The organism is Frankia sp. CgJB1, assembly GCF_977947065.1.
Window position 1 is genome coordinate 1 of sequence record NZ_CDWTNB010000096.1, and the last position, 14,605, is coordinate 14,605.

The window sequence follows — 14,605 nt, forward strand, 5'->3', positions numbered from 1 at the left end:
CCTAGAGCACCTTCGGTGCCGGGAAAGAACCTAGAAGAACACCGAGCGGCGCTGCATCAGCAGGCTGTACAGCGTGTGCTGGATGGTCTCCCGGATGCGGTCGGTGAGCTCGAACACCAGCATCGGGTCGTCCGCCGCCTCAGCGGTGTACGTCTTCGTCGGGACCGGCTCCCCGAACTCGATGATCCATTTGGATGGAAGCGGGATGAACCCCAGCAGGCCGAGCCACGGGAAGGTCGGTGTAATCGGCAGGTAGGGCAGCCCGAGCAGGCGAGCGAGCGACCTCGCGTTGCCGATCATAGGATAGATTTCTTCGGCTCCGACGATCGTGCACGGAATGATCGGCGCACCCGTCCGCAACGCGGCCGAGACGAACCCTCCGCGCCCGAACCGCTGCAACTTGTACCGCTCACTGAACGGCTTGCCGACGCCCTTGAAGCCCTCCGGCCAGACCCCGACAAGGTGCCCGGTATTCAGCAGGTGTTCCGCGTCAGCCTGACACGCCAGGGTGTTGCCGATCTTACGAGCCAGCGGGGCCAGGAACGGCACCGCGAACACCAGGTCGGCGGCGAGCATGCGCAGGTGGCGATGGGCCGGATGATGATCGAGGATGGCCACAGCCATCATCAGCGCGTCCATTGGCAGGGTGCCCGAGTGATTGGCCACCACCAGAGCGCCACCCGTGTCCGGGATGTTCTCCAGCCCCCGGGTCTCGACCCGGAAGTAGTCCCGGTAGATCGGCCGCAGCAGCGGAGCGACGACGTGTTCGGTGAGGTCCGGGTCAAACCCGTGCTCGTCGACGACGTAGTCGCCGGTGATGCGCCGCCGCAGGAAGGCCAGCGATCCCGCGAGGGCCGTCTCCAGATCACCGGGTTCGGCCACCGGCGGTGGCGCACCGTCCGTCCCGGCACCGCCGTCGGGCCCGGCACCGGCGGTGGGACCCGTCGTCGGGTCGGACGGCCCACCCGCCGCCGACCGGCTGTCGGTCAGCGTCGCCTCGGCACCGTTGAGCGAGGAGCGAGGGGATGCGGCGGCCGCGGCGGCTGGACCGAGGAAGACCGCGCTGGGGGAAACCCCGTCGAGAAAAGCCGGGTCGTGGGAAGCCGGGTCGGCCGCGGCGGATTTCCAAGGCATGATCTGCGCTTCACCCCGGGATTCGTCACCTTCCATCACGTGTTCCGCCTCCCCCTTGTCCGATCCCGCATCTGGCGGGCCGCAACCGCCCCCCATCACCGTGTTCCCACCAGCCGGCGTCGGGCCAGCGAGTCGAGCATCCTGTGCTCGGCCCGGGAGATCAGATCGTGGTCGATGGTGAACCGGAGCCCGCGCTGGCGGACGAAACTGTCGAAGGTCTCCACCGTCGAGTACCGGGGCCGGTAACCGAAGATCTCCTTCAGTCGGGTCGTGTCCACGGCCCGGCCGTGCGCGAGAAAGTCGAGCTGCTCAGCGGAGAAGTCGACGAGCCGCAGCCGCCGGGCGACCCCGCCCAACATCCCGATCATGGGGAACGGCACCGGCGTGAACGGCCGACCCGCTCGGCGGATCGCCTGCGAAAGCAGGAGCACACCGTCCCCGGCCACGTTGAACGTCCCCGGGTGGGCGCCGCGGGTCGCGCGCATCAGCACGGCCAGCGCGTCATCGGAGTGCAACAGCTGGATGCGGGGGTCGAAGCCAAGGACCGTGGGAACCAGCGGAAGGTCCAGATAGCGCGCGAGCGGGCTGTCGATCTGCGGACCGAGGATGTTGGTGAACCGCAGCACGGTTACCGCGATGTCGGGACGTCGCCGGCTGAATCCACGCACGTAACCCTCGACCTCGACGGCGTCCTTGGCATAGCCACCGGTGGGCAGGGCGCGCGGCTCGGTGTCCTCCGTAAACAGCGCAGGGTCGCGAGCGGACGACCCGTAGATCGACGTCGTGGACTTCACTACCAGCTTGGTGACACTGGGCGCCTTCTGACACGCGGCCAGCAGCTGCATCGTGCCGATGACGTTGATTTCCTTCATCGCGGTCCGTCCACCCGCACCGAGCGGCGTGGGGATCACGTTCAGGTGCAGCACCGCATCAATCTCCGTGGTAGAAATCACCTTTGCGATCAACGGATGCCGGATGTCCGCACGCACGAACTGGGTCCGCCCGAGGTCGCTGGTGGGAGCAGTGGTATCGACCCCGACAACGGCTTCGACCCCCGGGTCAGCCGCGAGCGCCATCGCCACCTGCGCCCCCAACGGCCGCGCTACACCGGTCACCAACACACGGCGTGGTCTCATGGCAGTCTCCCGCAACGCCCGCATGGTCCAGTCCGGCACCCGGACCGGATGGCCGGGCGGCCGGGCAGCCCGAACCAGGCCGACCGGAGCACGCCACCGTTCCCCGGGGCCGAAGGTCACGATGTCCGGCCGAGGAAGGTTCACGCGGTCCGATCGTGGGCTCATCGTACGCCCATCCCTCGACCGCTCACTGCGCAGCGTAAGGCCAGCCGCGCACATCGAATACGAAGAACGGGGAAAAAATAACCCGTCCAAGCCGGAGGAGGATCGACGCCGGCCAGGCCCGGTGCCGCTGCTGCCGGCCCAGCGGTGATGCCGGCATCACCGCTGGGCCGGCAGCGGAAGATCCCGGATGGAGCGTCCCGGTGACGGGCTCCTCGGCAGTTGTGCCACGACGACCGCGTCCTGGCGCCGCAGCCGCAGCAGGTCGGCCGCTCGCCCACAGTTTACCGCGATCATCACCCGACGCAACGCATCCTCGCACAGGGTGACTCCACCACGAGGCACATCGCCGTAGGTATACGTGAACGTGAGCCGCATGACGCGGTTGCCGGCGCGGACCTCGACCAGATCTCCCAACAGAATGCCAGCGGCCTCCAACTCGGCCCGGGTCATGTTGAGCGAGAGGTTGCCGAAGTGGTTGACGGACACGACCTCGCCGTGCACATGGTCGTCGTCGACGCTGCACGCCCGCGGCTGGAAACGCGTGAGCGTGCCGGGGTCGAGCCGGGGGCCGACGTCGGTGAGGGCGAGTCCGGCAGCGAGCCGGGCCGCGACCGGCGCATAGACGTCCCGTCCCCGGAACACCGCGGTGGGCAGCGGCAGCCACAGCTCCCGGTTGGAGATCTCGTGCACCGCGGCGACGCCACCGAGCGTCTCCCAGGCCAGCGACGCCACGCCGTTGTCCGGGCAGACGAAGGTCGAACCGTCCGTGCTCCGGATCGCCACGCCACGGGTGTAACCGTCGGCATCGAGCCGCTCCACGACGACGAGATGAACCCCTATCGGAAGATAACCGATCGCGCCGACCAGGGTGACGGCCGCATGCCCGACGTCCTGCGGCGCGATGGCGTGGCAGACGTCGAGGACGCACGCCGACGGGGCGTGCCGCGCGATAACCCCGTGACACACCCCTACAGAGGCATCGTCGACGCCGTAGTCGGACAGGAAATTGATCCACGATCCCGTCATGCCGTCTCCCTGGCTGCGGGCCGGCCACGCTGCCACCCGAGGGAAACAGCCTGCCACACGGTAACAGTTACAGCACGCAAAGCCACATGATACGAGACGACATGGCGGTACGAACTCGTGGCGTGCGAGGTGGACGCCGGACGCTGGGGACCGCGGATCGGCCGACTACCTCCGGGTGCGACCGGACTCCCGGGTACGCCCCACCCCCCGGTGGGCGACCCGCGTACTGGTGCGCTACCTACTTCTTGTCAGCGGCCTACTTCTTGTTGCGGCGCTGAACGCGCGTCCGCTTCAGCAACTTGCGGTGCTTCTTCTTGGCCATCCGCTTACGACGCTTCTTGATGACAGAACCCACGTACCCGACCGATCTATGTTGAGGAAGTTACCGGGCGAGCCTACCCGCCACGGCCGGCAACCATCGGAGCCCGGGCACTCCGGTACCCAGGTGCTCCGGTACCCCGGTACCCGGGTGCTCTCAACCACGGCCGAGTTCCCGCGACCGACTGCTCGCCGCCTCCAGGGCGTCCATGAGCGCCGCGCGCACACCGCGACGGTCCAGCTCCCGCAGCGCCGCGATCGTGGTCCCGGCCGGAGAGGTGACGGCCTCCCGCAACAGCGCCGGATGCTCGCCGCTCTCGCGCAGCATCCGCGCCGAGCCCAAAGCGGTTTGGGTCATGAGTTCCGCGGCCAGGGTCCGGGGCAGCCCGAGGAGCACACCCGCCTCGATCATCGCATCGACAAGGTAGAAGAAGTACGCCGGTCCGCTACCGGACAGGGCCGTCACCGCGTCGAGCTGGGACTCCGCCACCCGCGTCACCCTGCCGACCGGCGTCAGCAGGGCCTCTGCCGTGGCAAGGTGCTCCTCCTCGGCGTAGCGGCCCCCGCAGATCGCCGACATCGCCTCCCCGACGAGCAGCGGGGTGTTCGTCATCACCCGGACTACTGGGGGAAGCGAAGGTAGCCGCTCCTCGAGAAGATCAGTGGTGATGCCCGCCGCCAACGACACCACGAGCGTCCCGTTCGCCACAACCGACCCGATCTCGGCCAGCAGGGTCCCGACGTCCTGGGGCTTCACCGCGATGATCAGAACATCCGCCTTGGCGGCTGCCACCGCCGGCGCCTGCACCTCGACGCCGTGACTCGCCACGATCTCACCAGCTCGGTCGGCATCACGTTCGGCCACGACAATGTCCTGAGCGGCATGTCCGGACCGCAGCAACCCCGACAGCATCGCCCCGCCGAGCCGTCCCACCCCCATGACCGTAACGATCATGACCATCCTTCCCTTCCACCCGCTTCTACCCCGGCCTGGAGGTTATGGCGCCCTCGGGCGGCCAGCGGAACGCGGATCCCGGCCCACCGTCGTGCGCGGGCTATCAGCCGTAGCCCGACTGGCGATCGGCTCCGCGTCGCCCGTCGTACTCGAGCCGGCGTTCGTGGCCACCCCAGTGGCCGGGTTCGTGACCCGTCCAGAGCTCGTGTCGCGTCCAGGGCTCGTGACGTTCACCTTGCCGGCCGGCGACGGATCGAGGATCGTAGATTATTTTCGGCGGTGTATGGGCGGTCCGTGGCCGCCGGCCGCTGCGCCTCCTTGCCGCCGTTCTGCCGGCCTCGCACCGCCCACGACAGGTCGGCGGTCTCGGTGAGTCCGTACCCATACCCCGGCCAAGGACGGGCGTAGCCCTCATCGATCCATTCATCGGCATCGGCCGGGCCAGCCGCCGGTTGATCGGACCCGACCTCGTACGACGACCAGCCACCGTCGTCCGACCAGCCGCCCTGCGACCGGGTCCCGGGCGGATCGCCGGGCCGGTCGCGATCCAGCCGATCAGACTGACCGATCGCGGCTAGCGCGGGCCCACGGGGGGTGTCGGCCCACGGGGGTCGGGCACGCTGCGCGGGCTTCTCCACGAACCGGTTCGAGAAGTACGCGATGAACGTGCTGACCGCCGCCGCCACGACGACCGACGGCCACAGCCCGATCCGGGGCACCAGCTGCCCGTTCGCAGCCGAGATCACCGGATAGTGCCAGAGGTAGATACTGAAAGTGATCTTTCCGAGGAAAGCCATCCGCGGACCACCCAGCAGGCGAACCCAGCAGGCGTCGCGACGCAGGTCGGCGCCCAGAATGACCACGGCACCGAGCAGGGCGCTGGGCAGGTAGGCGGCATGGTCGAGCCAGTTGGCGTCATAACCGTCCTTGTCCGGCCCAAGGAAGGCGAAGAAGATCAATCCGATTCCCGCGACGAGGCCGAAATCGGCGATCCGACGGCCCGCCCGCCAACGCTCGACCGTCGCCGCCGTGACAGGGGTCATCGTGCCGATCTGCTGGGCGTGCCGGCGGCGGCGCGGCGCGGTCAGGCCCGGTTCCTCTGCGACGAGGGCGCACAGGCGGGTGTCACGCCAGACCGCCAGCAGACAGCCGATCAGCAGCGGGGTGACGTGCGTGTCCAGCGCGAGGTACACCCGCGAGTGCGGGGCGCCGCCGACGGCCACGGTCCAGGTCCAGACCGCCGCGAAGGCGATCATGGCGAGAAGTATCTTCAGCAGGTGCGCCCGGAACCGGTCCGAGCGGCTGACAATCAGGAACAGCCCCGGCCACAGGAGATAGAACTGCTCCTCCAGGGACAAGGACCACACATGAGCCAACCATCGCCCACCGGCGGCAGGATGTAGGACCTTGTACCAGTTGTTGACATTGAAGAAGGCGGAGAGCGCACTCCCGATGTAGTCGTCCCGGAAGGGGATGTCGTTCCATTTGAATGCCACCGTCACCACGAGCCCGACGAGCAGGTACACCCACATCGCGGGCATCAGCCGGTAGGCCCGGCGCACCAAGAATCGACTCACCGAGATCGTCCCGGTCCGGCTGTGTTCGGTCAGCAGGAGCGCGGTGATAAGAAATCCACTCAGCACGAAGAAGACGTCGACGGCGACGTTGCTGGCATGGATCGCGCCCATGTAGCCGGCGAGGATGGTGTAGATACAGACGATCCGCAACCCGTCCAGCGCCGGGTTGTACGCGAACTTCGCCGCGGCGGCAGCCGCCGAGGGCTCGGCCGGCCCGGCCGGCATGGAGGGTCCGGCCGGCGGCTCCCAGCCGGCCGGGGTGCCGTCGCGCTTTATCCTTGTCGCCTCAGTCTGCTGCGGAGCAAGCCGCATGATGACCGTCGCCTCCTCCAGCGGGCGCCGGCAGTCCCGGCACCGACGCCCGACACTCAGAGTGACCGCACGGTGCCGCGGTGACCCGAGCGTGAGTCGCTCCCGAACCACGCCTCCGGTCGGACCAATGGCCCGGACGCGGGTACCCGTATCACTCCGCTACGCCAGCGAAGTCAGACACCACTGTGCGAATGACGCAAGACTAACGGATCGGAAAATTCAGGACGAGACGGGTACCAGTGGCCACAAAACAACGTCACACCAAAAAAAGCGACGCTGTGCGCACGGTTCATTACGAAGAAACATCGGCCGAACCATGGCGTCACGGTGCGTCAGAGAAAAGGGGGGGATCGCCGGCTGGGAGAGCCGCGGCAGGGGCGCCCACGCCGTCTCTCCCGCGCGCTACTCGGGAACCTGGGCAATCACCAGGAGCGTACGAAACGGCTCGACGACGACACCGTCAGGAAAGGCGCGCAGCATCGTGCGACGCTCCGCGTCAAGGAAATCGCCGAGGCGATCGCCGATGGCCGCGACGTAGGACTTCGACCGCTGCCACGTGAGGTAGTCATCGATGTTAATCCGGCGCCGCCACCGGCCGGTCAGGGTGACGACCTCACTGAAGTGGCCGGTCCACCGCAGCTCGTCGGCGAACGGTCGCGCACGGTACCCGCGGTGATAGCCGGGGTTCATCCGCTCGAGCCGTTCCTGCTGGCGCTGCCACCACCGGTACTCCTCGGCGTCGACGTCGTTCCACCACACGGCGAGGGCTCCGCCGGACCGCAGCACGCGGGCGGCCTCGGCCGCGGCGGTCGGCACATGTACCCAGTGCCATGCCTGGGCATAGCAGACCAGGTCGGCAACCTGGTTCCGGAAGGGCAACGCCTCCCCGTCCCCGCGCACCGTGGGCAGTCCGGGGCTCCGCTCGCGCAACCGCGCCAGCATGTTCGGCCCGGGTTCCACCGGTACCACCCGCGCGCCCCGGCCGATCAGCAGGCGCGTGGCGATGCCGGTCCCGGCGCCGACGTCAAGCACGTCCGCGCCGCGCAGCGGCCGCCCGAGGAACCGCTCGACGTCACGGAAGATGTGGTCGGGATAACTCGGCCTGGCCGCGGCGTAGGCATCCGCCAACGGGTCGAACAGCGAGCCGGTGGGGGTACGACCAGAAGGGACGGACACTCCGCCATGGTGGCACTCGACCATAGCGGCGATCCACGGGAACGGTGTCAGCCCCGGACGCGGGTCAGCTGTCGGTGGGTCAGCTATCAGTGGATCAGCCGTAGGTGGAACGGAGTCCTGCGGCAGACGGTGCGGCGAAGTGCAGACGGGTGAACGCCAGCGCCTCGGCGAGTTCGGCCTCGCGCTGGGCGCGCGACTCGGCCCGCCTGGTATTGATCTCGACCACCACGGTGCCGGCGAAACCGCCGGCAGCCAGCAGTTCGAGCAGCTCGGCACAGGGCTGCGTGCCACGACCGGGGACGAGATGTTCGTCTTTGGCCGAGCCCAGACCATCGGCCATATGCACGTGGACCAGCCGCTCGCCGAGAAGCTCGGCCATCTCGAGCGGGTCCGAGCGGGACACACTCGTGTGCGACAGGTCGAGGGTGACATGCGCGTAGTCATCCTCGACCGGGGACCAGTCCGGGGCATAGGCGGAGACCTCCCGCCCCCGCGCCCGCAGCGGGAACATGTTCTCCACCGCGAAGCGGATGTCGGTCTCGCCGGCCATCCGCTCGATGCCCGTCACGAACTCGCGGGCATAGTCCCGCTGCCAGCGAAACGGCGGGTGGACGACGACCGTCGACGCGCCGAGCGTCTCAGCCGCGGTACGGGCCCGCACCAGCTTCGCCCATGGATCCGTACCCCAGACCCGCTGGGTGAGCAGCAGGCACGGCGCGTGAATGGCCAGAATCGGGATGCCGTGATAGTCCATCAGCCGCTTCAGCGCCTGCGGATCCTGGCTGACCGGATCGGTCCAGACCATAATCTCGACCCCGTCATACCCCAGCCGCGCCGCCATCTCGAAGGCCGAGGCGGTGGACTCGGGATAGGTCGAAGCCGTGGAGAGCGCCACGCGGGCACCCGGAGCGGTCGTGACCAGCTCGGGCGCTCCGCGCGGGACAACGGGCGAGGAGCCACCGCCACCACCACAGCCGCCGCCACCGCCGGGCCCCGGACCGCCCGCGGCCCTGCCGGACGAGATCGGGGCGGGAGCCATCGCGGTCGGCGCCACCGACCGCGCGTCGTCACGCCATGCCTGCAATCCGTCTCCCTGCCGCGCGAGCCGGGGGTTGGCCGTCATGACCGACCTCTCTCCCAGGCTAGGCCATCTCCGCGGGCCCGCCCGCACAGACATTCGCGGGATGACGGTTGGAACCCCCCTATCGCCCGTGAGAACGGCCACATCAGGCAATTACGCACCTCGAAAGCACTTTCTGCAACGCCCATGTCATCCTCCGCTGGGTAAAGGGAATTCATCGCTCCGGCGTCAGGATGAGGTGAGCCAGTCCAGCCGGCGCAGGATCACCCCTTCACGCAGGGCCCAGGGGCAGATCTCCACCTCGTGGATGGCAAACAGACCGAGAGCCTCGTCCGCGACAACCGCCCCCGCGACCAGCTGGGCCGCCCGGGAGGCGGAGACGCCCGGCAGCGCCGCGCGTTCCTCGACCGACATCCGGCACACCTTGGCCGTCACCTCCGCGAGGTCGTCCCGGCGCAGCACCCGGCGGGTATAGGGACCGCGGCTGTAGGGCTCCGCACCGGCGATCCGGGCCAGCGACCGGAAGGTCTTCGACGTCGCCACCGCCCTCGTGTGCTCCCCCAGGGGGTAGATCGTGCCCACGATCGGCGCGATCTGGGACCGGACATAACGGCGCAGCTCGCTGAGCTCGGACCGCTTGGGCGGGTCGCTCGGGACCAGCCAGTCCCGGGTCAGCCGGCTCGCGCCGAGCGGCAGGGATGTGACCGCCTCGGGATCCTCGTGCATGCCGGCGCCGATCTCCAGGGAACCACCGCCGATGTCCAACGCCAGCAACCGGCCGGCGCTCCAGCCGAACCACCGGCGGACGGCGAGGAAGGTCAACCTGGCCTCCTCCTCCCCGGGCAGGACGCCGATGGCGACCCCGGTGGCCTCGCCCACCCGGCGCAGGACCGCCTCTCCGTTGGTGGCGTCCCGCAACGCCGACGTGGCGAAGGCCGCCAGGTCGTAGACCCCGAGCGCGTCGGCCTGCTGGCGCATGTCCAGAATGCAGGAGGTCAGAGCGCGCTCTCCGGCGGCGTCCAGCGCCCCGTCCGCGTCGAGCAGTTCCACCAGCCGCAGCGGCACGCGCACACTGGCGGCCGGCTGTGGCTGGCCGCCCCGGCGCGCGTCCACGACAAGCAGGTGGACGGTGTTCGAGCCGATGTCGATCACACCAAGGCGTATCGGACCGGGATGTGGACCCGCCGGGAGCGGACTCACCGCGGCCGCCTGCCGTCCCGGAGCGACAGCGGCGTCGGGCTGCGCCACGATCTTCGGAAACCACGCACCCGGACACACGCCACCGAGCACCTCTTCACCGTTCCCTCCGGCCGCGACCGCCGGGGTCACGGCTCGAACTTGTATCCCAGTCCCCGAACGGTCACCAGGTGCCGCGGGTTGCCGGGTTCGTGCTCGATCTTTGTCCGCAGTCGTTTGACGTGGACATCCAGGGTCTTGGTGTCGCCGACGTAGTCCGACCCCCAGACCCGGTCGATCAGTTGGCCCCGGGTCAGCACCCGGCTCGCGTTGCGCAGGAACATCTCCAACAGCTCGAACTCCTTGAGCGGCAGGGTGACCGTGGTCCCGTCGACGGTGACGACATGGCGCTCAACGTCCATCCGGACCGGGCCTGCCTCCAACGTCGCGTCCCCCACCTCCTCGTTCTCCGACCGCCGCCGCAGCACCGCGCGGATCCGCGCCACCAGTTCCCGGGCGGAGAACGGCTTCGTGACGTAGTCGTCCGCTCCGAGTTCCAGCCCGAGCACCTTGTCGATCTCGCTATCCCGAGCGGTCAGCATGATGATCGGCACAGTGGAACGGGTTCGCAAGGTCCGGCACACTTCCGTGCCCGACAGGCCCGGCAGCATGAGGTCCAGCAGCACAAGATCAGCCCCCCGCCGATCGAACTCGGCCAGCGCGCTGGGGCCGTCGGCGACGACTCCCACCTCGAAGCCCTCCCGTTCCAACATGAACGACAACGCGTCGGAGAAGGACTCCTCGTCCTCGACCACGAGCAGCCGGGTCACCTGTTCGCTCCCCTTGTTACGTTGGACGGACCGGCCGACCCGGACCGCTTCCTGTTACTGTCGATGGGACGGATGGACCCGCCGCGTTCACTGGTCATGACCAGTACCGTTCACCGTTCACGAACCGCCACCGAGTTCATCATCGCCATGATGTTCACCATCGCCCCGACCGCGGGCGTCGGCACCGACCCCGACGACGTCGAAGCCATCCACCCCGTCATCCTCGCGGGTTTCGTCCGGGCCGTCCGTCATCGCATCGTCATCGTCGCCGGTGAACAGCGGCAGCCGGAGCGTGAAGGTGGAACCCGCGCCCTCGGCGCTCCACACGGAGACCACGCCGCCGTGATTGGTCGCGATGTGCTTGACGATGGCGAGCCCCAAGCCGGTCCCACCGGTCGCGCGGGATCGCGCCGGATCCGCCCGATAGAAACGTTCGAAGACCCGTTCCAGGTCCTTCTCCGCGATCCCGATGCCCTCGTCGGCGACGGAGATCTCCACGGTCCCACCGCTGCGCCGGACCCCGAGCACGACCCGGGTGCCACGCGGCGAGTAGCTGATCGCATTGTCGAGCAGGTTCGCGACGGCGGTCACGAGCTGGCCCTCGTCCCCGCACACCGGCAGGTCATCGTCGCCGATCACCACAACCGAGATCGCCTGGGCCTGCGCTGCCAGCCGGGTGCGGTCGACCGCCTCGGTGAGCACCGCGGACGCCCGCATCGGCCGCAGGTTGGGCAGCGGATCGGCGCCCTGCAGCCGGGAGAGATCGATGATCTCCTGAACCAGACGGGCGAGCCGGGCCGATTCGTGAGTCATCCGGGAGGCGAACCGGCGGACTGCCACCGGGTCCTCGCAGGCCGCGGCGACCGCTTCGGCAAGGACGTGCAACGCACCGACCGGTGTCTTGAGCTCGTGGCTGATGTTCGCCACGAAGTCCCGACGGACGGCCTCGACCCGACGCGACTCGGTGATGTCATCCACGATGACGGCGACATGACCGGACGAGTCCAGCAGCCGGGCCCGGGCACGCACCGCCAGCCCCTCCTGGTCCGGTCGGGGACGGGTGAGGGGGGGCTCGGGGACGGGCGGCAGCTCGAGCTGCCGCTCCTGGTCACTGCCCGCGAGCCGGGTGGCCCGGACGAGATCGGCCAGCTCCGCCACCGCGATCTCGTCGGCGGCGACCACACCCATGCGTCGCGCGACCGTGTTCACCAGGACCACCCGGTCCGCGGTGTCGAGGACGAGCAGACCGGTCGGCAGGCCGGCGATCACCCGACGCACGAGCTTCGCCGGCAACGTCATGCCGCCGGTGTCCCCGCCGGACGCCGAACCAGTCGTCAGGTCAGTCGTCGAGTCAGTCGTCGAACCGGCTGTTCCAGGCACTGCTGTCATCGTCCACCATCGTCCACTCACCCTGCACGGCCTGCCGACCTGCACGAGCTGCGGATGCGGTGTGTACCGGTTGTCATGGCATCCGCCGACCTGTCACCCACTCGCCGCATGCTAGGTGTCCGCATGCCACCTAGGTATTGCTCTGCAAGCCTCCACCGCCGATCGTCGCTAGCTGTTCATCAGACCCATCGCCAAAGTTCACCAGAGAGCGAGAGGTCCGCATCATCGTCAGAGCCGGAGCGACGCAAGTACCCAGGACCATCATGATCAAGTCAATCCCTCAGGATCTCTGACCCCTCGATCCGCCACCGAATGAGAAGGAGCCGTCCGTGCGGGACGCCTTCACCGACGAACTCGATAGCATCAACCAGTCCCTGATCGAGATGACCAACCTGGTCGCCTCGGCCATGGCCCGGGCCACCACCGCTCTCCTCGACGCCGATCTCCAACTCGCCGAAAACGTCATCAGCGGAGACGAGACGGTCGACCTGCTGCGCAACGAGATCGAGGAGCGGGCCTTCGACGTGATGGCCCGCCAGGCCCCGGTCGCCACCGATCTGAGGATGATGGTGGCCACGCTGCGGATCGTCGCCGACCTGGAGCGGATGGGCGACCTCGCCCTGCACGTGGCGAAGGTCGCCCGTCGGCGCTATCCGGGCCGGGCGATCCCGCCGGAGCTTCGTGCGACCATTCTGGAGATGGGGCAGGTCGCGCAGCGCATCGTCGCGAAGGCCGGATCGGTGATCGCCAGCCGGGACACCGACCTCGCCAAGCAGTTGGAGGCCGACGACGATGCGATGGACGGGCTGCACCGCGCCCTGTTCCACATACTGATCGAGAAGCCCTGGCCGCACGGGATGGAGGCGGCGATCGACATCACTCTCTGCGGCCGCTACTACGAGCGGTACGCCGACCATGCGGTCTCGGTCGCCCGCCGGGTGCTCTACCTGGTCACCGGAGATTCCAGCCGCACGTGAGGGCACCCGGGGGATCCGCCCCCGGCCTCGCGCGCGTGGCCCCCACGCACGGCCCGACGGTTCCCCGCGTGCATCCCGCCGACGCTATGGCGGCTGCCCGAGATGGCCCGCGACGGTGGCACGGGCCGGTCAGGACTATAGGACTCGGTCGGGACTATATGGCTATAGTCCCGACTATTTTTAGTCTCGACTATCTTCTCGATTACTTTTCCGACTACTTCCTGGTGCCCTGCGCGGCGACGGCGGCCGCGGCGAGCGCCGCGGCGTCGGGGTCGAGGTACCCCGAGCTCACCACACCCAGCTGGTCGTCCAGCTCATAGCGCAGCGGGATGCCAGTGGGGATGTTGAGCCCGGCGATGTCGGTGTCGCTGATATGATCGAGATGCTTCACCAGGGCACGCAGCGAGTTGCCATGCGCCGCCACCAGGATGGTGCGGCCGGTCCGCAGGTCCGGCACGATCGCGTCGTACCAGTAGGGCAGCATCCGGGCGACGACGTCGGCGAGGCACTCGGTCCGCGGGATGATGTCGGGGGCGAGGTCATCGTAGCGCTCGTCCACCCCGCTGACCTGCTCCGGACCGATCTCCGGCGGCGGCGTGTCGTAGGAGCGACGCCAGAGCTGGAACTGCTCCGCGCCGAACTTCTCCAGCGTCTCCGCCTTGTTCAGGCCCTGCAGGCCGCCGTAGTGCCGCTCGTTGAGTCGCCAGGTGCGGCGAACCGGAACCCAGGTGCGCCCGGCGGCGTCCAGCGCCAGCCAGGCGGTGCGGATCGCCCTGGTCAGCAGGGACGTGTGCACCACGTCCGGCAGGACGCCGGACTCCCGCAACAGCTCACCCCCGCGAGTGGCCTCCTTGGCACCCTTCTCGGAAAGATCAACATCCACCCAGCCGGTGAACAGGTTTTCGCGGTTCCAAATGCTCTCACCGTGGCGGAGCAGGACGAGCGTCGGCATACCCGAGATCCTGCCCGCTCGGCGGCCCGCTCGGCCAGCATTGCCGGTTGTTGCCTGTGACTCCCCGGCTCGGGGCCGGTCGTGCCGGAGACCGGTTGTCACGCGGCAGCACGACAGGAATCCGGCGGCACGACAGGGATTCATCCGGAACTGAACGACCCCCGGGCGCTCCGCCGCCGCGCGAAGCAGAGGCGGGCCGTCGGGACTTGCGACGGCGCCCGGAGGTCGGGTGTCTGCCTGGTTCTCGCCGGTGCCGGTGCCCATGGGCCACCCGGCTAGAGGTGAGGACCACGAGACCGGCTAGCGGACAGCCACCTCACGAGTCCTATGAGCACACAAAGCCTGGACCACCTCCCTTCTCGTGTACCCGTGACGCTACGCGGACCCAGGGGCGCATCGCC

13 protein-coding genes are annotated in these 14,605 nt (G+C 68.7%); 1 reads left to right on the top strand and 12 read right to left on the bottom strand.

Annotated elements, in window-relative coordinates; all coding sequences use genetic code 11:
• Window positions 1-30 precede the first annotated feature (30 nt).
• The 11 genes from AC08OT_RS12315 to AC08OT_RS12365 form a co-directional block, all read right to left on the bottom strand.
• Window positions 31-1,170 (bottom strand): lysophospholipid acyltransferase family protein, encoded by a 1,140-nt coding sequence (locus AC08OT_RS12315; protein ID WP_476597200.1) that lies wholly within the window; start codon window positions 1,168-1,170, stop codon window positions 31-33.
• Window positions 1,171-1,229: 59 nt separating this feature from the next.
• Window positions 1,230-2,270, bottom strand: coding sequence for an NAD-dependent epimerase/dehydratase family protein (locus tag AC08OT_RS12320; protein WP_476593475.1), 1,041 nt, complete (start codon window positions 2,268-2,270; stop codon window positions 1,230-1,232).
• 321 nt (window positions 2,271-2,591) lie between these two features.
• Window positions 2,592-3,461 (bottom strand): SAM hydrolase/SAM-dependent halogenase family protein, encoded by an 870-nt coding sequence (locus AC08OT_RS12325; RefSeq protein WP_476593472.1) that lies wholly within the window; start codon window positions 3,459-3,461, stop codon window positions 2,592-2,594.
• 256 nt (window positions 3,462-3,717) lie between these two features.
• Window positions 3,718-3,816, bottom strand: a complete 99-nt coding sequence (locus AC08OT_RS12330) for a 30S ribosomal protein bS22 (protein WP_003948845.1) — start codon at window positions 3,814-3,816, stop codon at window positions 3,718-3,720.
• Window positions 3,817-3,936: 120 nt separating this feature from the next.
• Entirely contained in the window at window positions 3,937-4,734 is a 798-nt protein-coding gene (gene proC / locus AC08OT_RS12335) for a pyrroline-5-carboxylate reductase (RefSeq protein ID WP_476593471.1), read from the bottom strand.
• 230 nt (window positions 4,735-4,964) lie between these two features.
• Complete coding sequence (locus AC08OT_RS12340) at window positions 4,965-6,623, bottom strand: acyltransferase family protein (protein ID WP_476593470.1); 1,659 nt, start codon at window positions 6,621-6,623, stop codon at window positions 4,965-4,967.
• A gap of 402 nt (window positions 6,624-7,025) precedes the next feature.
• Entirely contained in the window at window positions 7,026-7,823 is a 798-nt protein-coding gene (locus tag AC08OT_RS12345) for a class I SAM-dependent methyltransferase (protein ID WP_476593469.1), read from the bottom strand.
• 70 nt (window positions 7,824-7,893) lie between these two features.
• Window positions 7,894-8,838: a sugar phosphate isomerase/epimerase family protein gene (locus AC08OT_RS12350; RefSeq protein ID WP_476593474.1), complete on the bottom strand. Its 945-nt coding sequence runs from the start codon at window positions 8,836-8,838 to the stop codon at window positions 7,894-7,896.
• Window positions 8,839-9,108: 270 nt separating this feature from the next.
• Window positions 9,109-10,209 carry a Ppx/GppA phosphatase family protein gene (locus AC08OT_RS12355; protein WP_476593468.1) on the bottom strand — a complete coding sequence of 367 codons (1,101 nt, stop codon included), beginning with the start codon at window positions 10,207-10,209 and terminating at the stop codon, window positions 9,109-9,111.
• Window positions 10,206-10,886 carry a response regulator gene (locus AC08OT_RS12360; protein WP_476593467.1) on the bottom strand — a complete coding sequence of 227 codons (681 nt, stop codon included), beginning with the start codon at window positions 10,884-10,886 and terminating at the stop codon, window positions 10,206-10,208. Before AC08OT_RS12360 ends, AC08OT_RS12355 begins: the two co-directional genes overlap by 4 nt.
• A 117-nt stretch (window positions 10,887-11,003) precedes the next feature.
• Window positions 11,004-12,275 carry a sensor histidine kinase gene (locus AC08OT_RS12365; protein ID WP_476595850.1) on the bottom strand — a complete coding sequence of 424 codons (1,272 nt, stop codon included), beginning with the start codon at window positions 12,273-12,275 and terminating at the stop codon, window positions 11,004-11,006.
• A 329-nt stretch (window positions 12,276-12,604) separates the two neighbouring features.
• Here AC08OT_RS12365 and phoU point away from each other — a divergent pair, with 329 nt between their 5' ends.
• Window positions 12,605-13,252, top strand: a complete 648-nt coding sequence (gene phoU / locus AC08OT_RS12370; protein ID WP_462187953.1) for a phosphate signaling complex protein PhoU — start codon at window positions 12,605-12,607, stop codon at window positions 13,250-13,252.
• 214 nt (window positions 13,253-13,466) lie between these two features.
• On the opposite strand, the gene AC08OT_RS12375 is transcribed toward phoU, so the two are convergent.
• On the bottom strand, window positions 13,467-14,204 hold the full coding sequence (locus tag AC08OT_RS12375; protein WP_476594770.1) for a phosphoglyceromutase: 738 nt from the start codon (window positions 14,202-14,204) through the stop codon (window positions 13,467-13,469).
• Between the last annotated feature and the right edge of the window lie 401 nt (window positions 14,205-14,605).

Bases quoted from the DNA above. Each gene is read 5' to 3' on its own strand.
- AC08OT_RS12315 (WP_476597200.1), bottom strand. From the start codon at position 1,170: ATGGAAGGTGACGAATCCCGGGGTGAAGCGCAGATCATGCCTTGGAAA.
- AC08OT_RS12320 (WP_476593475.1), bottom strand. From the start codon at position 2,270: ATGAGACCACGCCGTGTGTTGGTGACCGGTGTAGCGCGGCCGTTGGGG.
- AC08OT_RS12325 (WP_476593472.1), bottom strand. From the start codon at position 3,461: ATGACGGGATCGTGGATCAATTTCCTGTCCGACTACGGCGTCGACGAT.
- proC (WP_476593471.1), bottom strand. From the start codon at position 4,734: ATGATCGTTACGGTCATGGGGGTGGGACGGCTCGGCGGGGCGATGCTG.
- AC08OT_RS12340 (WP_476593470.1), bottom strand. From the start codon at position 6,623: ATGCGGCTTGCTCCGCAGCAGACTGAGGCGACAAGGATAAAGCGCGAC.
- AC08OT_RS12345 (WP_476593469.1), bottom strand. From the start codon at position 7,823: ATGGTCGAGTGCCACCATGGCGGAGTGTCCGTCCCTTCTGGTCGTACC.
- AC08OT_RS12350 (WP_476593474.1), bottom strand. From the start codon at position 8,838: ATGGCTCCCGCCCCGATCTCGTCCGGCAGGGCCGCGGGCGGTCCGGGG.
- AC08OT_RS12365 (WP_476595850.1), bottom strand. From the start codon at position 12,275: ATGACAGCAGTGCCTGGAACAGCCGGTTCGACGACTGACTCGACGACT.
- AC08OT_RS12375 (WP_476594770.1), bottom strand. From the start codon at position 14,204: ATGCCGACGCTCGTCCTGCTCCGCCACGGTGAGAGCATTTGGAACCGC.